The sequence below is a fragment of the Devosia sp. Root685 genome (assembly GCF_001427875.1).
Lineage (GTDB): Bacteria > Pseudomonadota > Alphaproteobacteria > Rhizobiales > Devosiaceae > Devosia.
Genome location: NZ_LMHK01000001.1, coordinates 35028 through 53427, shown reverse-complemented (window position 1 = coordinate 53427; position 18400 = coordinate 35028). Strand labels below are relative to the sequence as shown.

The window sequence follows — 18400 nt, the reverse complement described above, 5'->3', positions numbered from 1 at the left end:
AGCAGGCCGACCAAAGTCGCTTATTTTTCAATGACCGGAAGGGAGGCCCGGCGATCGGCAAGCTAGCCGTACCGCTGGGTTCGCGACAACCTGCAATTCTTGCAACCCTGCCCCACGCGAAATCTTGAGGATTTCGATTCACTCGCCAGCAAGGCGCGCCGGCTAGGATGCACTCGATCCCGCCGGAGCCTCCATGACCGTTCCCGCCCTAGCCATCAAGAATCTCGCCAAGAGCTTCGATCGCCCCGTCGTGCAAGGCCTAGACCTCACCGTCGCCGCGGGCGAATTCTACGCGCTCCTCGGCCCCAATGGCGCGGGCAAGACCACCATTCTGCGCATGGTTGCCGGCCTTCTCGCGCCCGATGCCGGCTCAATCGAAATTTTCGGCACCGACATCCGTAAGGATCCGGTCGGCGCCAAGCGCCTCCTCGCCTGGGTGTCCGACGAACCCATGGTCTACGACCGCCTGACCCCGCTCGAATATCTCGATTTCGTCGCCGGCCTCTGGCAGGTGGAGCCCTCCCGTGCCCGCGACGCGGCCAACGATCTCCTCACCCTCCTGGGCCTAAAACCCCACGCCAACGAACTCTGCGGCAGCTTCTCCAAGGGCATGCTGCAAAAGGTCGCCCTTGCCGGCGCGCTGATCCACAATCCGCGCCTTATCATTCTCGACGAGCCACTGACCGGCCTCGACGCCGGCTCCGCGCGTCAGGTCAAGGACGTGCTCCTCGAAAAGGTGCGCCAGGGCGTCACCATCATCATGACCACCCACATTCTCGAAGTGGCCGAACGCATGGCGCAGCGCATCGGCGTCATCGCCGGCGGAAACCTCGTCGCCGAAGGCACATTGGCCGAACTCCGCGCCCGCACCGGCCGCGAATCGACGCTTGAGGAAATCTTCCTCGAACTGGTCGAAACCGCTCCCGCCACCTCATGATCGCCGCCCCCGGTTCGCTCCTCTGGTTCGCACATCACGAATTGCGCCTCGCCTGGCGCGATTGGCTCGCCATGATGACCGGCGGCCACCGTGTCAGGCTGCTGGGCTTTCTCGTCGGCGGCCTCGCTGTCTACGCACTCCTCCTCTTCATCGCTGCCGCCATCATCGCCCCCGCCGCGGCGCGTGGCATAACGCCCGACAAGCCCACCCTCGCCATGGTCACAGGCGTTGGCCTCCTGTTCTTCTCGGTCATGCTCTCGCAGGCGCTCGAATCCGTCACCCGCGTCTATTACGCGCGCTCCGACCTCGACCTGATCCTCTCGTCCCCCGCCTCGACCCGCACCCTTTTCGCCGTCCGAACCGGCGCGGTCGCGCTATCAACGGCCCTCCTCAGCGCCCTCCTCGCCAGCCCGATTATCAATATGCTCGCGCTCTTTGCCGGTCCCCACTGGCTCTGGGCTTACCTCGTGCTCCCCGCCTTCTCGGCGCTCGCCGTGGCCATTGCCATGGCCCTCACCATGGGGCTTTTCCGCCTCGTCGGCCCCAAGCGCACCCGCCTCATCGCTCAAATTCTTGCAGCCATCGTCGGCGCCGGTTTCGTCATCGGCATCCAGGCCGTCGCCATCCTGTCCTTCGACACCTATTCGCGTTTCGCACTCTTCAGCTCACCCGATCTGGTCGCCAGCCTCCCCGCGGCCGATCACTGGCTCTGGCTCCCCGCCCGCGCCGTCATGGGCGACGCCGTCTCCGCCGTACCCGTCATTGTGAGTTTCGTTGCCGCACTGGCCCTTGCCATGCTGCTCTTTTCCCCCAGCTATGGCCGCCTCGCGGTCGCTGCAGCAAGCGTCGGCCAATCCAGCCGCCATCGCGCCAAGTCCGGAACCCATTTCACCGGACGAACCCAGGCCCAGGTATTGCGGCACAAGGAATGGCGCCTGCTGCAACGCGACCCGTGGCTGCTGTCGCAAACCCTGATGCAGATGCTCTATCTGCTGCCGCCGGCCCTGCTTCTCTGGGTCAATTATGGCGAAGGCGCAGGCGCGTTCATCGTCATCGTGCCCGTTCTCGTCATGGCATCAGGCCAATTGGCCGGCGGCCTCGCCTGGCTGGCCCTTTCCGGCGAGGATGCCTACGACCTCGTCGCCACCGCCCCTATCGCGGCCCGAAGCATCCTCCGCGCCAAGATCGAAGCCGTCCTTACGGTCGTCGCCGTGATCCTCACCCCGCTCCTAGCCCTCCTGGCGCTCAATAGCTGGACCATGGCCCTGGCCACCGGCGTCTGCGCCATTCTCTCCGCCGCCTCGGCCACGGCAATCCAGGTCTGGTTCCGCGTCCCCATGCGCCGCGCCATGTTCCGCCGCCGCCAGGTCGCCTCCCGCGCCGCCACCATTTCCGAAGCCTTCGCCTCCATCACCTGGGCCGGCACTGGCGCGCTCCTCTCCGTCGGTTCCTGGGCGGCCGGCATTACTGCCATCATCGCCCTCGTCGTGCTAGGAAGCGCGCGCTCCCTTTCGCCACACCGAAGCTGACATGTCCGATCTCATCTACCGCGACGCTCGCCCCGAAGACGTGCCCACCATTCTCGCCCTCTGCCACAACGGCGACGCTCGCGGCCCCGATACCCCGCCACTCGATCCGGAAACCCTGAGCGATCCGCGCTACCGCACCGCCTTCGATGAAATATCGGCCGATCCCAATCACCAGCTCATCGTCGTCGAACGAGACAACGAAATCGTCGGCACCCTGCAAATCAGCGTTCTGCCCGGCCTGCCCCGCTTCGGCATGAAGCGCGGCATTCTCGAAAACGTCCATATCCGCGGGGATCAGCGCGGTAAGGGTCTGGGGTCGGAAATGGTGCAATGGGCGGTTGAACGCTGCCGCGAAGCCGGCTGCGGCATGGTCCAACTGACCTCCAACAAGGTCCGCCTGGACGCCCATCGCTTCTATCGCAAGCTCGGCTTCGAAGCGACCCACGAAGGTTTTAAGCTGCTCCTCTAAAAGATGATAACCAGCCCCATCACGGCGAGCAGCACCATCAGCCCGATGCCGAGCAGCATTAGCACGAAGATGATCTTGGCAAGGCCCGCCGCGCCCGCGGCGAGGCCGGTAAAGCCCATCGCCCCGGCCACCACGGCCACGACGACGAGAATGAGCAGGAGTTGGAACATGACGCTTCTCGCAAAAATTACGATGCGAGAAGAACGTCAGCCTGTGCCGAGGGTTCCGATTACAAACTAGGGCTTGAGCCCGGCCGGCACTGGCGGCGCAGTCCGCAGCACGGTGATCTTCACCCGCTCGTTGGCCGCCATATAGGGGTCATTGGGGAAAAACGGTTCATCCGAAGCGCGCCCGGCCACCGATTTGATACGGTCGTCGGTCAGCCCAAACTCTCCCATCGTCGAGCGCACGACATTGGCGCGATCGGCCGAAAGCTCCCAGGCGCCATAGCGCGGGTTTTCATAGCGTCCACCGGCCGCCGTATGCCCCGAAATCGTCATCTGCGAATTGAGCTGCTGCAAAAAGGGCGCCATGGCAGCGATGGCCAGGCGGGTCGGCTCCAGCGGATACTTCGAGCCTTCGGGGAACATGCGCTTGCCCTGCTGGTCGACGATCTGGATATCCAGACCCTCTTCGGTTTCCTCGACAATCAGGTTGTCCATAAAGGGCGTCAGTTCCGGCATTGACTGCCAGGCCTGGCGAATGCTGGCGGCAGCCGAATGGAATTCCTGGGCGTTGACGGCCTTGAGATCGAATTCGGAATCGCTCGATGCTTCCTGTTCGCTGCCATTTTCGCGTGCCTGTCCACCGACCGAAAGGTCGGCTTCCCCGGTCACCGCTTCCGCCGGAGCGGCCGGCTCCTTGGCCGTGATATCCGAGGCAGAGCCCGACATGCTCGATCCGGCATTGTCCATGGCCTGCCCGCCCATGACCCCGCCCGCGCCACTATCCGAGAGGCTCACCGAGGGCGGCGAGAAATAATCGGCCAGACCCTGCTTCTGCTCGGCCGTCGTCATGTTGATCAGCCACATCAACAGGAAGAACGCCATCATGGCCGTCACGAAGTCGGCGTAAGCAATCTTCCAGGCGCCGCCATGGTGGGGGTGCTTGTGCTTCTTCCCCCGCTTGATGATGATCGGCTGTTCGAAATTCGCCATGACGTGCCCCCTGGCAGCGTTTGGGCCGCCCGATCCCTAGGGGAGATCGCGCGGCCCGCTAGAAACTGAAAACTTAGGTGGCAGACGGCAGAGCTGCGGTGGCTTCTTCGACTTCGTTGAAGGTCGGACGCACGTCGCTCATCAGCGCCTTGCGGGCGAACTCGACGGCCATCACCGGCGGCTGGCCGCTGATGTGAGCCAGAAGGCCAACCTTCATCGAGAGGAAATACTTGGATTCGGCTTCAAAGATGCCGCGCAGCGACTGGGCCATCGGGCCGAAGAAGCCATAAGCGACGAACACGCCGAAGAATGTACCAACGAGAGCGCCGCCGATCAGGTGACCCAGAACTTCGGGCGGCTCGGTGATGGCGCCCATGGTCTTGATCACGCCGAGCACCGCGGCGACGATGCCCAGAGCCGGCGTACCGTCGGCCAGTGCCTGCATGGCACCCACGAGCTGTTCCTGCTCCTGGTGGTGAGTTTCGAGCTCCTCGTCCATCAGCGCTTCCATCTCATGGGCATTATTGGTGCCCATGGTGACCATGCGGAGATAGTCGCAGAGGAATTCCACTGCATGGTGGTTCTTGGCGAAGGTCGGAAAGCGGTTGAAGAGTTCGGAGTCGTGCGGATTTTCGATATGCGCTTCGATGGCGAGCACGCCCTTGGCCTGGATCAGCTTGTAAAGGCTGAACTGCAGACCCAGGAGTTCGACATAGGCGGCCTTGTTGTAGCGCGGCCCCTTGAACAGGGTACCGAAAATGCCGACGGTCGATTTCAGCACCCTGCCGCTATTGCCGATAATATAGGCGCCGACGGCGGCACCGAGAATGATGACGAATTCCCACGGCTGCCAGAGCACTTCGACATGGCCGCCCATGGCGGCATATCCGCCGAGCACGCAGGCAAAAACGAAAACAATACCGATAATGAGACGCATCGAACCCGACCTGACGCAATACTAAAACAAAAGCAGGGGGGAGCAGACCCAACCCGTCTTCTCCAGCGCCCTCATAATGCCGGGTTCAGACTTAACGGCGGGTATATTTTGCCTGATGTCTTGTGCTTGCCACGTTTTGCCTGAAAATCGGCAATGGCTGCCCGGACGCCACCTTTGGAGGATTACCCCTATGCTGCGCTACGCCGCGCCCGCCCTGCTCGCACTGGCCCTGATCTCGCCCGCTTTGGCCAGCGAAGAGGACGTTCACGCCAATATTGAAGCCATTCACGGCGACGCCGATGGTTTCTTCGAAGTCTTCGCCGGCATTCAGGACGCCACCATGTTCAACCCCGTCGATATGACCGGCTATGCCTTCTATCCGCTCACCATCAATGCCAATGGCGAGACCTATGACATCCTCGAAGAGCAGGATTTCATCGACAATTTCGACAGCCTGATCCTCCCCGAAACCCTTGAAGCCATCGGCTCGCAGCACGTCGACGACCTCATCGTCACCTCCGAAGGCGTCGGCCTTGCCAACGGCGCCATGTGGATCACCAACATCTGCCTCGACGACGCTTGCAGCGAGACCCAATGGGGCATTCTGTCGATCAATAACTAGGGGCTCCGCTTCCTCAACATATTCGATGTCACCCCGGCGCAGGCCGGGGCCCATCCTGAGATCTCGAGATAGGCCCCGGCCTGCGCCGGGGTGACATCCGACGTGCAGGCGTTTGCACCATTGCCCCGGTCCCTCGACCCAGCTAGTGCTGGCGCATGACCGCCAGCTTCCCCATTTACCTCGTCTCGACCCCCGGCCTCGAAGCCCCACTCTGCGCCGAAGCCCTCGAACGGGGTTTTGCCGGCGCCACCATCGTCGATGGCGGCGTCGCCTTCTCCGGCACCTGGTCCGATATCTGGCGCGCCAACCTTGTCCTCCGCGGCGCCACGCGCATCCTCGCCCGCATCGGCGAATTCCGCGCCATGCATCTGGCCCAACTCGATAAACGCGCCCGCAAAATCCCGTGGTCCGACTTTCTGAACAAAAGTATTCCCGTCCGCGTCGAAGCGAGCTGCAAGCGCTCGCGCATCTACCACGACGGTGCCGCCGCCCAGCGTGTCGCCAAAGCAATCGCCGAGGAATTCGGCGCCCCCATCACCGAAGACGCCGCCCTCCGCATCATGGTTCGCATCGAGGATGATCTCGTCACCCTCAGCATCGATACCACTGGCGCATCCCTCCACAAGCGCGGCTTCAAGGAGGCGGTCAGCAAAGCCCCAATGCGCGAGACCATGGCCGCCATGTTCCTCCGCCAATGCGGCTATACCGGAACCCAAACCATCCTCGACCCCATGTGCGGCTCCGGCACCTTCGTCATCGAAGCCGCCGAAATCGCCCTCGGCCTGCCACCCGGCCGCGAACGCAGTTTCAGCTTCGAAAGCCTCCCCTCCTTCGAAGCCAAAGCCTGGCAGTCCCTGCGCAGCGCCATCAAGCCCAAAACTACCGAACTCCACTTCCACGGCTCGGACAAGGACCCCGGCGCCATCCGCATGGCCAGCGAAAACGCCGCCCGCTCCGCCGTCTCCGCGCTCACACGTTTCGAGCAAAAGTCCATCGAAGAGCTTGAACCGCCTCCCGGCCCGCCGGGCCTCGTGATCCTCAATCCGCCCTACGGCACCCGCATCGGCGACAAAGCCCCCCTCGTCACCCTACACCGCACCCTCGGCACGGTCCTCAAGGCCCGCTTCAAAGGCTGGCGCGTCGGCATCATCACCGCCGACAAAAATCTCGCAGGCGCCACCGGCCTCAAATTCGAGCCCAATTTGCTCCCCGTCCTTCACGGCGGCATTCGCGTCGGGCTCTACCGCGCCCAACTCTAACCCCCAAAAACAAAAAGCCCCGGCCGAAGCCGGGGCAAATTGGAACCAACCCGCTTAGGAAGCAGGCGGCGTTGGCGCGGGAGCCGCCGGCGTCGTTGTCGTGTCTGCCGGGGCATCAGCCGGCGGCGGAGCATCGCCACCACAGGCAGCAAGGGCCATGGCCGTAAAGGCTGCGAGAGCGGTAAGGCGCAAATTCTTCATCTCATCCTCTTTGCTTTAGCCGATCGCTTGAACGATCACGGCGATGTGAGGTGAGCAACAAGGCCTCGTTTTGGCCCTGCCGGGGTTATTTTGGGGCCGAATTTGGCCCCAAAACTACAACCAACCCTTCCGCTTGAAATAGAGGAAGGGCAAAGCTGCCGAAAGCACCATGAGCCCCAGCGCGAAGGGATAACCAAAACTCCAGGCCAGTTCGGGCATGATTTCGTAATTCATCCCATAGATCGAGGCCACCAGCGTCGGCGGCAGGAAAACCACGGCTGCCACCGAGAAAATCTTGATGATCTGGTTCTGCTCTAGGTTGATCGCGCCCAGCGTCGCATCGAGGAGGAATCCCAACCTCGCCGACAACGCCCGCGCATGCTCACCCAGCGAACTCGCGTCGCGCTGGATCAAACGAACCAGGTGCTTGCTTTCCTTATCGTCGCTGCTCTCTTCCGTTGCCGAATAATAGGCCACGAGCCGCGAAATGCTGACGAGGCTTTCTTGAATCATCGTCAGCAGTTCCGCCTTTAACCCGATCAACGAAATGACGTTTTCGAGGTCGTGCGTCTTGGTGCTCGCCTTGGTTTTGGCCTGCGCCGTGCGGAACACGCTGCGCGACAGCGTGTCCGTCTCGTTCCCCAAACGCTCCAGCGCATCCGCCGTACGGTCGATCATCGCCTCGATCAGCCCGAGCATAATCTCCTCGCCCGAGCGGTGCGGCGAGCCGTTCGGCTTCTGCGCCCGGTTCATATAGGCGAGAAACGGCTTGGGCTCGGCATAACGAACCGTAACCAGCGTACCGTTCTTCAATATGAAGGTGATCGGCGTCTTGATCGGGGTTTCGGTATCGAGATTGGCGAGCGCCGTCAGCGTCATGAAGGTAGCATCGCCCTCGGCATAAAGCCGGGCAGATAACTCGATCTCCTCCATTTCGGCGCGGCTCGGCACTTCGACGCCAAGCATGCCCTCCACCCGGGCAACGTCCTCATTATCGGGCGAGATGAGGTCGAGCCAGATCGGCAGGCCGGTGCTCTTTTCAGCATCGAACGGCAAAAGCTTGTCTTCAGTCCGCGTGTAAATGCGCAGCATGGCAGCTCCTATCAGCAGGCTATGGAAGGCCTACCGGAGCTGACCGCAGTCAGATCGTCAGGCCTTCAAACAGGGTCGAATTCGACTTCGACTGTCGGGGTTCATGATCTTTCTCTTTGAACGGTGAAAACACACGTCGCGCCCGGCTCAATGCGCCTGTCGGCCAATCCTGTCAACGGTCTATGGTCCGTCGTACGATATGCCATTTGAATATCGCATTCCTTTCGTAGGAAACGGCGCACCTCGTCACGGAACTCCCATGCGCATCGCCTTCGCCGTCCTTTCCGCCTTGCTTGTCGCGTCCCCGAATGTCTTGGCACAGCCAGCTCCTGCCTCATCCGTTGAGGCACAACTCTGCCGATCCCAACTGGAACTCCTGGTCTCAGGGGGCAAGTTGACCAAGGAAGAAACCGAGCGTTTCGAAAGCCAGTGTGCTTGCCTCGAGCGATCGGGTTCTGCTAGCTCCACCGCAGAATGCACCGCACCAGCCCAAGAATAGTGATGCGCGGCCTCACCCTCACTGCAGTACTGCTTCTGGTCGCTCCCGCCGGTGCGGAAGAACCTTCCGCGTGGCAGCAGCAGAAATGCGCGCTCTACGCCAATGCCTGGGCTCGCGCGCTCGACAGCATTGGATCGGACGACATCAACTACAACTTCCTCGCGACCAACGAAAACTTTATCGCGTCGGGGTGTACTGAACAGATCGCGATATGTCCGCGGTCCACCCAGGAGCGCGACATAGCCGACCTCCTTACCTTGGTGATGATGAACGAAGGCTCTGCCAGCACCTTCCTGCCGTTCCGTTGCTCCACCGACTAGGCTGCCCAGATTAGGGACACGGCTGGCCACTGTTATACGCCTCGCCCCCCTTCCCATATCCCGACTCTTCGGTTAGACAGCCCACCTAACCACCATGTCCGGTCTACTCCCCCGCGCCGCAGCGCTCAGTTGCAGTGTGGGTTTCGCGCGGACAGGTGCGTCCGGGCGATTCTGCGCGCCCGCCGTCTTAACGAGATAGAGCTAGAGCGAGCCCCCGAATGCCAAAACGTACCGACATCAAATCGATCCTGATCATCGGCGCGGGCCCCATCATCATCGGGCAGGCATGCGAGTTCGATTATTCCGGCACCCAGGCCTGCAAGGCGCTCAAGGAAGAGGGCTACCGGATCATTCTGGTGAACTCCAATCCGGCGACGATCATGACCGATCCGGACCTGGCCGACGCCACCTACATGGAGCCGATCACCCCCGAAGTGGTCGCAAAAATCATCGAGAAGGAACGCCCCGACGCGCTCCTCCCCACCATGGGCGGCCAGACGGCGCTGAATTGCGCCCTGTCGCTCCGCAAGATGGGCATTCTCGAAAAGTTTGGCGTCGAAATGATCGGCGCCACGGCTGAAGCCATCGATAAGGCCGAAGATCGCGAACTCTTCCGCGACGCCATGAAGAAGATCGGGCTTGAAACCCCGCGCTCCATGCTTGCCCACAACACCATCGAAGCCTTGCAGGCGCTTGAGGTCATCGGCCTCCCCTGCATCATCCGCCCGAGCTTCACCCTCGGCGGCACCGGCGGCGGCATTGCCTACAATCGCGAAGAATACCTCGCCATCGTTGAGAGCGGCGTCGACGCCTCCCCCACCAACGAAGTCCTCGTCGAAGAATCCGTTCTCGGCTGGAAGGAATACGAGATGGAGGTTGTCCGCGATAAGAAGGACAATTGCATCATCATCTGCTCGATCGAGAACATCGATCCCATGGGCGTCCACACCGGCGACTCGATCACCGTCGCCCCTGCCCTGACCCTTACCGACAAGGAATACCAGATCATGCGCGACGCCTCGCTGGCGGTCCTGCGCGAGATCGGCGTCGAAACCGGTGGCTCCAACGTCCAGTTCGGCATCAACCCTGCCGATGGCCGCATGGTCGTCATCGAAATGAACCCGCGCGTTTCGCGCTCCTCGGCGCTTGCCTCCAAGGCTACCGGCTTCCCGATCGCCAAGGTCGCCGCCCGCCTTGCCGTTGGCTACACGCTCGATGAATTGGAAAACGACATCACCGGCGGCGCCACCCCGGCCTCATTCGAGCCGACCATCGACTATGTCGTCACCAAAATCCCGCGCTTTGCCTTCGAAAAGTTCCCCGGCGCCGATAACCGCCTGACCACCTCCATGAAGTCGGTCGGCGAAGCCATGGCCATCGGCCGCACCTTCCAGGAATCGCTCCAGAAGGCGCTCCGCAGCCTCGAAACCGGCCTCACCGGCCTCAACGAGATCGGCATTCCCGGCCTCGGCGAAGGCGAAGACAAGAACGCCATCAAGGCCGCCCTCGGCACCCCGACGCCAGACCGCCTGCTGCACGTCGCCGAAGCCATGCGCCTTGGCCTTACCAACGAAGAAATCTTCGAAGCCTGCAAGATCGACCCGTGGTTCCTCGAACAGATGCGCGGCATCGTCGACATGGAAGCCAAGGTCAAGCAGTTCGGCCTGCCCCAGGACCCTGCCAATCTGCGCCAGCTCAAGTCCATGGGCTTCTCCGACTCCCGCCTGGCCCAGCTCGCCGGCGTAAAGACCGCCGACGTCCGCAAGCTGCGTCACAGCCTCGAAGTGCGCCCCGCCTATAAGCGCATCGACACCTCGGCGGCCGAATTCGCCTCGCCCACCGCCTATATGTACTCGACCTACGAAGCCCCATTCGCCGGTAAGGTCGAAGACGAATCCCGCCCCTCCGATCGCAAGAAGGTCGTCATTCTCGGCGGCGGCCCCAACCGTATCGGCCAGGGCATCGAGTTCGATTACTGCTGCTGTCATGCGGCTTTCGCGCTGGCCGACGCCGGCTACGAAACCATCATGATCAACTGCAATCCCGAAACCGTGTCGACCGACTACGACACTTCGGACCGTCTCTATTTCGAGCCGCTGACCGAAGAAGACGTCATCGAAATCCTGCTCCGCGAAAAAGAGAACGGCACCCTTCACGGCGTCATCGTCCAGTTCGGCGGCCAGACCCCGCTCAACCTCGCCGAAGCCGTGCAGAAGGCCGGCGTGCCGATCCTCGGCACCCAGCCCGACGCCATCGACCTCGCCGAAGACCGCGATCTGTTCATGAAGCTGCTCAACCGTCTTGAGTTGACTCAACCCAAGAACGGTATCGCCTACAGCCTTGAACAGTCTCGTCTTGTTGCCGAGCGTCTGGGCTATCCGCTGGTCATCCGCCCGTCCTACGTCCTCGGCGGCCGTGCCATGGCCATCGTGCACAGCGCGAACGAGTTCGAGCGTTACATTCAGGACACCCTGACCGGCCTCGTCCCGCCCGATATCCTCCAGCGCTACCCCAATGACCGGACCGGCCAGATCAACTCCGTCCTTTCCGATAACCCGCTGTTGTTCGACGCCTATCTCTCCGGCGCCATCGAAATCGACGTTGACGCCCTTTGCGATGGCAAAGACGTGTTCGTTGCCGGCATCATGGAGCATATCGAAGAAGCCGGCATTCACTCAGGTGACTCGGCCTGCTCCCTGCCCCCGCGCAGCCTACCGGCCGAAGTCATCGAGGAACTCAAGCGCCAGACCCGCGAGCTCGCCTTTGCGCTAAAAGTCGGCGGCCTGATGAACGTCCAGTACGCTTACAAGGACGGTACGATCTACCTCATCGAAGTGAACCCGCGCGCCTCGCGCACCGTGCCCTTCGTTGCAAAAGTCATCGGCGAACCCATCGCCAAGATCGCCTCGCGCATCATGGCCGGCGAAACCCTCGCGAGCTTCGGTCTCACCGAAAAGAAGCTCAAGCACATCGCCGTCAAGGAAGCCGTGTTCCCGTTCAACCGCTTCCCCGGCGTCGACACGGTGCTTGGCCCTGAAATGAAATCGACCGGCGAAGTCATCGGCCTCGACTACGATTTCGCCATCGCCTTCGCCAAGTCGCAGATGGGCGCCGGCCAGAAGGTCCCGACCTCGGGCAAGGCCTTCATCTCGGTCCGCGACGACGACAAGCAATACATCGTCGACATGGCCCGCCATCTCGTCGAAGCCGGCTTTGAAATCCTCGCCACCGGCGGCACCCAGCGCTATCTCGTCGATAACAACGTCCCCGCGACCAAGATCAACAAGGTTCTCGAAGGTCGCCCACACATCGTCGACTCGATGAAAAACGGCGGCGTTCAGCTGGTGATCAACACGACGGACGGCCTCAAGTCGATCTCCGACAGCCGCGACATCCGCCGCACCGCGCTCCTGGCAAAGATCCCCTACTACACAACCATCGACGGCGCCCTCGCCGCCGTAGAAGGCATCGTCGCCCTCCGCGAAGGCGGCCTCCAAGTCCGCGCCCTGCAGGAATATTTCGCAGCCTGAGCGCTCCCCTTCTACACCTCCCCCTGCCAGGGGGAGGTAGCGCCGCTAGACCCGTAGGGCCGTAGCAAAGCTAGGCGGGGGTAAATCTCCCTCGACTAGCGCCGGGCTTTGCGCTACCCAAAGCACACCATGAAGCTAGCAGACCGAACCCGCTCCATAGCGTTCCTGCGCGCCTGACACGCGCCGAGGGAACGCCTTTTCAACCGGCCAAACGCGCCGGCGCCTGATGCTGCGCGCGCTCCGGTTCCCCCACACAGTCTGCATTTTCGCGCCGCTCCCGCGGTCGCATCTTCATGGAACAATCATGTCCAACTATTTCGAAAGCCCGTTCCTCGGCATCCCGCTCGACCAGCAGGTCACCAATCCCAATATCGTCGTCGGCCGCTACAGCTATTATTCCGGCTACTACCACGGCCACAGTTTTGATGATTGCGCCCGCTTCCTGATGACGACGCCGGGCGTAGACCGCCTGCTTGTCGGTGCCTTCTGTTCCATCGGCTCCGGCGCCGCCTTCATCATGGCCGGTAATCAAGGCCACCGGAACGATTGGGTCAGCACCTTCCCCTTCGCCTTCTATCCCAACGCGCCGGAATTTGCTGACGCCAACAACGCCTTCCGGCCTGCTGGCGATACAATCATCGGCAACGACGTCTGGATCGGTTCCGAAGCCATCATCATGCCCGGCGTCAATGTCGGCCATGGCGCCGTCATCGGCACCCGTGCCCTCGTCACCAAGAACGTCGAGCCCTACACCATCGTCGGCGGCAACCCGGCAAAGCCCATCCGCAAGCGTTTTGCCGATGAGGACATCGCCCTGCTGCTCGAAATGCAATGGTGGGATTGGCCGGTAGAAAAACTCTCCGCCGCCATGCCGCTCCTCACTTCGGCCGACATAAAAGCCCTCCACGCCTTCTGGCAAAAGGGCTGAAAAGCGAAGCGCCCGGGTCTCCCCGAGCGCTTCATCAATCTATGCAAAGAACCGATCCACCAGCGCCAGCGCGCCCTCGACATCCTCATCCGTGATATCGAGATGCGTCACCCACCGCTGCTGCCCATAGCGCCCGGTGATTCCGACCCCGTTCTCGCCGAGATAAGCCGTCAGCCGATCCCCCAACTCGGCCTCCGCTTCGACCCACAAAATATTGGTGTCCGGCGCGACAACGCTCAGCCCTTTGTGCCGCCCCAGCCCCTCGGCCAGCCGCTTGGCCCGCCGATGGTCATCCGCCAGCCGCTCCACATTGTGCTCCAGCGCATAAAGCCCTGCCGCCGCAAGAACCCCCGCCTGCCGCATACCGCCCCCCAGCATCTTGCGATGGCGTCGCGCCGTCTCGATCAGGTCGGCCCTCCCGACCAGCACCGACCCCACCGGTGCCCCGAGCCCCTTCGAAAGACAAATCGAAACGCTATCGAATGGCGCCACGAAATCGGCAATATCCACGCCCAGCTGCACCGCAGCATTGAACGCCCGCGCCCCATCGAGATGCAGCCCCAGCCCACGCCTTTTCGCAATGGCTGCCACTTCTTCCATATAGGCAACCGGCAGCACCCGCCCGCCAAAGGTGTTTTCGAGCGCAATCACCCGCGTCACCGCAAAATGGCTATCGCCCGGCCCCTTGATCGCCGCTTCGATTTCCTTGGGGTCCATCGTCCCATCGGCCCGATGCGCAATCGGCTGGGGTTGGATCGAGCCCAGCACCGCCGCGCCGCCCGCTTCATATTTGTAGCAATGCGCATTCTGCCCGGCGATGAACTCGTCCCCGCGCCCGCAATGGCTCATCAGTGCCAGCAGGTTCGATTGCGTTCCCGAAGGCACGAAAATCGCGGCCTCTTTCTTGAGAAGCCCGGCCATCTTCTGTTCCAGCAGATTGACCGTCGGATCGTCGCCAAACACGTCGTCGCCAACTTCAGCCGCCGCCATGGCCGCGCGCATGCCCGCGCTTGGTCGCGTCACCGTGTCGGAGCGAAAATCGTGGCGGATCGTATTCATGTGCGGAGGTCTCCAATAAGAAGCCTCTTGTGCCAAGCCGCGAAGACTTTGACTAGGCCGCGACGTGCCCGCCAGATGCCCCATCATTGGCCGCGGTCAGCTCCACCGCCGGCTTGCGCGCCAGAACCAGAATGCCGGTAATCGGCGCCCCGCGGTCGAACCGCAAGACCGCCGTCTCGAACCGCAACACTTCAAGCCCCGCCACGACGAGCGCATCCCGTGTCGCCGCCACGCCATGCGCATAGCGCAGGCTCGGCCGCAGGAAGATCGCCTCTTCCCCATCATGTGCCTCAAGCGAAAAGGTAACGAGCCCGCCCGGCTTCAGCGCCGGCACGAGCGCTGCCAGCACCGGCCGCAGGTCGCCGCAATAGATGAAGACGTCCGCCGCCGTCATCAGGTCGGCCTCGGCCCGGCGCGCATTCAGCGCTGCCACCAGTTCGGCCTTTTGCAGATTGTCATAAATACCCTTGCGGGCCGTCTCCGCGATCATGGCCGCCGAAATATCGACGCCTTCGAGAAAATCCACCTTCTCGCGCAGCTTTTCGCCCATCAGCCCCGTGCCACAGCCGAGATCGATTGCCTTGGCAAAGCGCTCGATCCCCAGCGCCGCCATCTGCTCGTTCACCATCGCATCGAGCATTTCCGGCACCCGATAGCCGAGCTTGCCCACCAGCGAGTCTTCAAATTGCGGCGCATATTGGTCGAACAGCGCTTCGACATAGCTCACGGCGGTGCCCTCGCCCGCGGCGCCCGCATTGTGCGCCGCTAGCTTCAGTCGCGCGCCGAAAACGCCATCGTCATCCAGCGCCTCGAGCCGCCGCCACGCCGATATGGCGCCCGACACATTGCCCGCCTTTTCATGGAAATTGCCGAGCAGGTCCCAACCCGCGGCCCATTCCGGCGCGATCTCCAGCGCCTGGTCCATCAATTCGGCCGCGGCGGCATGGTCACCACCTTCGGCCAGCATACGGGCATAATCCGCGCGCCGATCGGCAATGACATCGCCGGAAGAGAAAAACGCCTTGGTCAAGACGACATGACTTTCGAGAAACCGGCCCATTGCACGGTGCGCGGGATTTGCCGGAAAAGTGGTGGATTGGCAAGGAAAATGCGCTGAACATCTGCGTGAGGCCCGCGTTTGAGGGTTTTGCTGCTCAGCGCGCTGCGTTACACTCTCTGACATATTTGCGGCATATACTGATCCGTGATTTTGGAGACACTTAGGGAATCCCCTTTCCTGTCTCCTCCCAGTTTCGACCCGCTCCCGGGACCCGAAACGCTACGACTGAGGCCAAAACGTTTTCCTTGCAGAAATCGAATTCTGCGGGGCCTTTTGTGTTGGAAAAACGCCTTATTGATGCAGCCTCGATTTCACGCTACGGTGAGCGGATCGAATATTGCGGCCGACTGATATGTTTACGCGAATGCCATTCGCCAATGCTGATGTCACCTTCCGATATTTCGATATAGTTGAGATCCGGATCGGGTGCATCGATTGGGATCTCGTTACAGTGACTGCACGAGGGAACGCGCATCATGGCAACGGGCACCGTTAAGTGGTTCAATGGCCAAAAGGGTTATGGTTTTATTCAGCCGGATGAGGGTGGGGCCGATGTTTTCGTCCACATTTCTGCCGTCCAGCGTTCGGGCCTGAATGGTCTCGATGAAGGCCAGAAGGTCTCCTACGAGATCGTCAAGGACAAGCGGACCGGCAAGTCCGCCGCCGATAACCTGACGGCCAGCTGAGCCACAAACGTGGACTTAATTGTTGGGCGCGTCCGCTAGCGGGCGCGCCTTTTGCTTTGCTGGCGTGGCAGATTTACTTGCCTTCCGGCGCCACGCGGATCAACCGGCCATTGTCTTCGTCCGTCAGCAGATAGACGGCCCCGTCCGCCCCGACCCGCACATCGCGAATGCGGCCAAGCTGCCCTTCGAACAGCCGCTCTTCGCCGGCCACGGTGTCCCCCTCCATGTCGAGCCGCACCAATACATTGCCGCTCAATCCGCCAACCAGCAGGTCGCCCTGCCAGTCCGGCATCAGACTCCCGTCGTAAAAATCGAGCCCGGAAGGCGAGATGGACGGATCCCAATAGTAGATCGGCTGCTCCAGCCCTTCCTTCTCCGTCCCCTCGCCAATGGAAACGCCCGAATAGTCGACGCCGTAGGTGATGACAGGCCAGCCGAAATTGTCCCCGGCCGTTGGCATGTTCACCTCGTCGCCGCCCCGCGCGCCATGCTCGACCGTGAACAGCACGCCATCTTCGGGCCGAATGGTCGCCCCCTGCGGATTGCGATGGCCAATGCTCCAGAATTCAGGCGCCCAGCCCTCGGGCTTGGGATTATCCTCCGGCACGCTGCCATCGGGCGCGATCCGGATAATTCCCCCCGCAAGGTCCATCGGGTCCTGCGCCCGCTCCATGGTCCCGCGCTCGCCCAGCGTCACGAACAGATTGCCGTCATCCGCAATGGCAATGCGCGACCCGAAATGCCGCGTTGAATTGTCGAAATTGTTCATGCGGAAGATCACCTTCTGATCTTCCAGCTGCCCGCCTCCACCTCTGGCCAACACCAGTTTCGCCGCCATCACCGCCGTACCGGTGCCCCGCTGCAGTCCGGCGTCCTCAGCCGGCTCGGCATAGCTGAGATAAATTCGGCCGCTCGTCTCGAAATCCGGCGCCAGCGCCAGATCGAGCAACCCGCCCTGCCCCCGCGCCGCAACATTGGGAACGCCTTCCACAGAGCCGCTCTTCACCCCGCTCTCGACCAGCAGCAATTTCCCGCTGCGCTCGGTCACGAGAAACCGTCCGTCCGGCAGAAAGGCCAGCGCCCAGGGATGGTCGAGCCCTTCGGCAAGCACCGTCGCGTGCAATGGTCCGGCGCTGCTGTCCACAGTCTGCGCCATGCCCGGCACCGCTGCGGCCAATACGAATCCCGAAACGAAAAGCGGAAGAATTGGGAGAGATTTCTGCACGAAGACCTGCCTTTCCAAGTATTTGCGGACCATACCCTTGAACAGGCATGGGGAGCGAATATCTCATTCCCAACACACCCGCTTGACCGGAACGCGCCGGGCGGGCAAGTTGGCTCCCGTCTCCCCCAAAACTTATCGTGAAGCGTGTGCCGAACGGCGTTTGGCGGGAAACATTTTGCTGGATGGCATTCACTCGGATGCCTTCTAACCACAACCCATCATGGCGCGCGGCGGCCTTTCCGGGGGGAAAGACCAAGGCGCGCCGGATTCATTTGCCTGAAGCCCATTGGAGGCAAGACGACATGGACAAGATCCCGATGACCGTACAGGGCCACAAGACCCTGACTGCCGAATTCGAGCACCGCACTGCCAATGAACGCCGTCGCATCATCGACGCCATTGCCGAAGCGCGCGCCCACGGTGATCTGTCTGAAAACGCTGAATATTCCGCCGCCAAGGAACAGCAGAGCCTCAACGAGGGCCGCATCAAGGAACTCGAGACCATTCTCGCGCTCGCCGACATCATCGATGTCAGCAAGCTGTCGGGCACGTCGGTCAAGTTCGGCGCCACGGTGACCTATCTCGATGAGGACACCGAAGAAGAAAAAACCTATCAGGTCGTGGGCGATCCCGAAGCCGACGCCTCGGCCGGCCGCATCTCCATTTCCTCGCCCATCGCCCGCGCCATGATCGGCAAGTCCGAAGGCGATTCGTTCGAAGTCGCAGCACCGGGCGGCGCGCGCAGCTACGAGATCATCAAGATCAAGTACGTCTGACGCTTAAAATTTGGGCAAAGCCCAATATCCTGTGTCTTTCCAGCACTTTCACGGGCCCCGACAGGGGCCCGTCGTCATAGTGCCTTGAAACCGATCCGCTTCGGCCCTTAATTA

At 61.9% G+C, this 18400-nt stretch carries 18 protein-coding genes; 10 read left to right on the top strand and 8 right to left on the bottom strand.

Annotation, left to right across the window (positions count from 1 at the left end; translation table 11 throughout):
- Positions 1-193: 193 nt before the first annotated feature.
- Genes ASD83_RS00265 through ASD83_RS00255 form a run of 3 tightly spaced genes read left to right on the top strand, consistent with a single transcriptional unit; the run spans position 194 to position 2935 of the window.
- Entirely contained in the window at positions 194-937 is a 744-nt protein-coding gene (locus tag ASD83_RS00265; protein ID WP_056306858.1) for an ABC transporter ATP-binding protein, read from the top strand.
- On the top strand, positions 934-2466 hold the full coding sequence (locus ASD83_RS00260) for a hypothetical protein (protein WP_056306857.1): 1533 nt from the start codon (positions 934-936) through the stop codon (positions 2464-2466). The genes ASD83_RS00265 and ASD83_RS00260 overlap by 4 nt, the downstream gene beginning before the upstream one ends.
- A gap of 1 nt (position 2467) precedes the next feature.
- A complete protein-coding gene (locus ASD83_RS00255; protein WP_056306856.1) occupies positions 2468-2935 on the top strand; it encodes a GNAT family N-acetyltransferase in 468 nt (155 codons plus the stop codon).
- On the opposite strand, the gene ASD83_RS20540 is transcribed toward ASD83_RS00255, so the two are convergent.
- The 3 genes from ASD83_RS20540 to motA all read right to left on the bottom strand — a co-directional run bounded on the left by ASD83_RS20540 (position 2932) and on the right by motA (position 5029).
- Entirely contained in the window at positions 2932-3105 is a 174-nt protein-coding gene (locus ASD83_RS20540; RefSeq protein ID WP_082560875.1) for a DUF1328 family protein, read from the bottom strand. The two genes, ASD83_RS00255 and ASD83_RS20540, sit on opposite strands and share 4 nt — an antisense overlap.
- Positions 3106-3171: 66 nt before the next feature.
- Positions 3172-4092 (bottom strand): flagellar motor protein MotB, encoded by a 921-nt coding sequence (locus tag ASD83_RS00250; protein WP_056306855.1) that lies wholly within the window; start codon positions 4090-4092, stop codon positions 3172-3174.
- A 73-nt stretch (positions 4093-4165) separates the two neighbouring features.
- Positions 4166-5029 carry a flagellar motor stator protein MotA gene (motA, locus tag ASD83_RS00245; RefSeq protein WP_056306854.1) on the bottom strand — a complete coding sequence of 288 codons (864 nt, stop codon included), beginning with the start codon at positions 5027-5029 and terminating at the stop codon, positions 4166-4168.
- A gap of 190 nt (positions 5030-5219) precedes the next feature.
- Here motA and ASD83_RS00240 point away from each other — a divergent pair, with 190 nt between their 5' ends.
- Together ASD83_RS00240 and ASD83_RS00235 are read left to right on the top strand one after the other, a co-directional pair.
- A complete protein-coding gene (locus ASD83_RS00240; RefSeq protein ID WP_056306853.1) occupies positions 5220-5651 on the top strand; it encodes a hypothetical protein in 432 nt (143 codons plus the stop codon).
- Between the two features lie 155 nt (positions 5652-5806).
- The gene (locus ASD83_RS00235) at positions 5807-6910 is read left to right on the top strand and encodes a THUMP domain-containing class I SAM-dependent RNA methyltransferase (RefSeq protein WP_056306852.1); all 1104 of its coding nucleotides are present in this window, start codon (positions 5807-5809) and stop codon (positions 6908-6910) included.
- A gap of 54 nt (positions 6911-6964) precedes the next feature.
- Here the strand turns inward: ASD83_RS00235 and ASD83_RS20820 are convergent, their stop codons facing one another.
- Together ASD83_RS20820 and ASD83_RS00230 are read right to left on the bottom strand one after the other, a co-directional pair.
- On the bottom strand, positions 6965-7111 hold the full coding sequence (locus ASD83_RS20820; RefSeq protein ID WP_156385663.1) for a hypothetical protein: 147 nt from the start codon (positions 7109-7111) through the stop codon (positions 6965-6967).
- 114 nt (positions 7112-7225) lie between these two features.
- Positions 7226-8203, bottom strand: a complete 978-nt coding sequence (locus ASD83_RS00230; protein WP_056306851.1) for a magnesium transporter CorA family protein — start codon at positions 8201-8203, stop codon at positions 7226-7228.
- A 501-nt stretch (positions 8204-8704) separates the two neighbouring features.
- Between ASD83_RS00230 and ASD83_RS00225 the strand changes: the two genes are divergently transcribed.
- The 3 genes from ASD83_RS00225 to catB all read left to right on the top strand — a co-directional run bounded on the left by ASD83_RS00225 (position 8705) and on the right by catB (position 13480).
- A complete protein-coding gene (locus ASD83_RS00225) occupies positions 8705-9022 on the top strand; it encodes a hypothetical protein (RefSeq protein ID WP_056306850.1) in 318 nt (105 codons plus the stop codon).
- Between the two features lie 218 nt (positions 9023-9240).
- Complete coding sequence (gene carB / locus ASD83_RS00220) at positions 9241-12552, top strand: carbamoyl-phosphate synthase large subunit (RefSeq protein ID WP_056306849.1); 3312 nt, start codon at positions 9241-9243, stop codon at positions 12550-12552.
- 304 nt (positions 12553-12856) lie between these two features.
- Positions 12857-13480, top strand: a complete 624-nt coding sequence (gene catB, locus ASD83_RS00215; RefSeq protein ID WP_056309734.1) for a type B chloramphenicol O-acetyltransferase — start codon at positions 12857-12859, stop codon at positions 13478-13480.
- A gap of 39 nt (positions 13481-13519) precedes the next feature.
- Here catB and ltaE read toward each other — a convergent pair whose 3' ends face one another.
- Both ltaE and ASD83_RS00205 read right to left on the bottom strand, forming a co-directional pair.
- The gene (ltaE, locus tag ASD83_RS00210) at positions 13520-14539 is read right to left on the bottom strand and encodes a low-specificity L-threonine aldolase (RefSeq protein WP_056306848.1); all 1020 of its coding nucleotides are present in this window, start codon (positions 14537-14539) and stop codon (positions 13520-13522) included.
- A 52-nt stretch (positions 14540-14591) separates the two neighbouring features.
- Positions 14592-15599 (bottom strand): class I SAM-dependent DNA methyltransferase, encoded by a 1008-nt coding sequence (locus ASD83_RS00205; RefSeq protein WP_056306847.1) that lies wholly within the window; start codon positions 15597-15599, stop codon positions 14592-14594.
- 476 nt (positions 15600-16075) lie between these two features.
- Here ASD83_RS00205 and ASD83_RS00200 point away from each other — a divergent pair, with 476 nt between their 5' ends.
- Positions 16076-16285: a cold-shock protein gene (locus tag ASD83_RS00200; protein ID WP_035080396.1), complete on the top strand. Its 210-nt coding sequence runs from the start codon at positions 16076-16078 to the stop codon at positions 16283-16285.
- A gap of 73 nt (positions 16286-16358) precedes the next feature.
- Here the strand turns inward: ASD83_RS00200 and ASD83_RS00195 are convergent, their stop codons facing one another.
- Positions 16359-17441 carry a PQQ-dependent sugar dehydrogenase gene (locus tag ASD83_RS00195; RefSeq protein ID WP_156385662.1) on the bottom strand — a complete coding sequence of 361 codons (1083 nt, stop codon included), beginning with the start codon at positions 17439-17441 and terminating at the stop codon, positions 16359-16361.
- A 371-nt stretch (positions 17442-17812) separates the two neighbouring features.
- On the opposite strand from ASD83_RS00195, the gene greA reads away from it, so the two are divergent.
- Positions 17813-18286, top strand: a complete 474-nt coding sequence (gene greA, locus ASD83_RS00190; protein ID WP_056306846.1) for a transcription elongation factor GreA — start codon at positions 17813-17815, stop codon at positions 18284-18286.
- The last annotated feature ends 114 nt before the right edge of the window (positions 18287-18400 follow it).

Coding starts and splice junctions, on each gene's coding strand:
- ASD83_RS00250 (WP_056306855.1), bottom strand. CDS start 4,092: ATGGCGAATTTCGAACAGCCGATCATCATCAAGCGGGGGAAGAAGCAC.
- ASD83_RS00200 (WP_035080396.1), top strand. CDS start 16,076: ATGGCAACGGGCACCGTTAAGTGGTTCAATGGCCAAAAGGGTTATGGT.
- catB (WP_056309734.1), top strand. CDS start 12,857: ATGTCCAACTATTTCGAAAGCCCGTTCCTCGGCATCCCGCTCGACCAG.
- ASD83_RS00230 (WP_056306851.1), bottom strand. CDS start 8,203: ATGCTGCGCATTTACACGCGGACTGAAGACAAGCTTTTGCCGTTCGAT.
- ASD83_RS20820 (WP_156385663.1), bottom strand. CDS start 7,111: ATGAAGAATTTGCGCCTTACCGCTCTCGCAGCCTTTACGGCCATGGCC.
- ASD83_RS00205 (WP_056306847.1), bottom strand. CDS start 15,599: ATGGGCCGGTTTCTCGAAAGTCATGTCGTCTTGACCAAGGCGTTTTTC.
- ASD83_RS00260 (WP_056306857.1), top strand. CDS start 934: ATGATCGCCGCCCCCGGTTCGCTCCTCTGGTTCGCACATCACGAATTG.
- ASD83_RS20540 (WP_082560875.1), bottom strand. CDS start 3,105: ATGTTCCAACTCCTGCTCATTCTCGTCGTCGTGGCCGTGGTGGCCGGG.
- ltaE (WP_056306848.1), bottom strand. CDS start 14,539: ATGAATACGATCCGCCACGATTTTCGCTCCGACACGGTGACGCGACCA.
- ASD83_RS00255 (WP_056306856.1), top strand. CDS start 2,468: ATGTCCGATCTCATCTACCGCGACGCTCGCCCCGAAGACGTGCCCACC.
- ASD83_RS00265 (WP_056306858.1), top strand. CDS start 194: ATGACCGTTCCCGCCCTAGCCATCAAGAATCTCGCCAAGAGCTTCGAT.
- ASD83_RS00235 (WP_056306852.1), top strand. CDS start 5,807: ATGACCGCCAGCTTCCCCATTTACCTCGTCTCGACCCCCGGCCTCGAA.
- greA (WP_056306846.1), top strand. CDS start 17,813: ATGGACAAGATCCCGATGACCGTACAGGGCCACAAGACCCTGACTGCC.
- motA (WP_056306854.1), bottom strand. CDS start 5,029: ATGCGTCTCATTATCGGTATTGTTTTCGTTTTTGCCTGCGTGCTCGGC.
- ASD83_RS00240 (WP_056306853.1), top strand. CDS start 5,220: ATGCTGCGCTACGCCGCGCCCGCCCTGCTCGCACTGGCCCTGATCTCG.
- carB (WP_056306849.1), top strand. CDS start 9,241: ATGCCAAAACGTACCGACATCAAATCGATCCTGATCATCGGCGCGGGC.
- ASD83_RS00195 (WP_156385662.1), bottom strand. CDS start 17,441: ATGGCGCAGACTGTGGACAGCAGCGCCGGACCATTGCACGCGACGGTG.
- ASD83_RS00225 (WP_056306850.1), top strand. CDS start 8,705: ATGCGCGGCCTCACCCTCACTGCAGTACTGCTTCTGGTCGCTCCCGCC.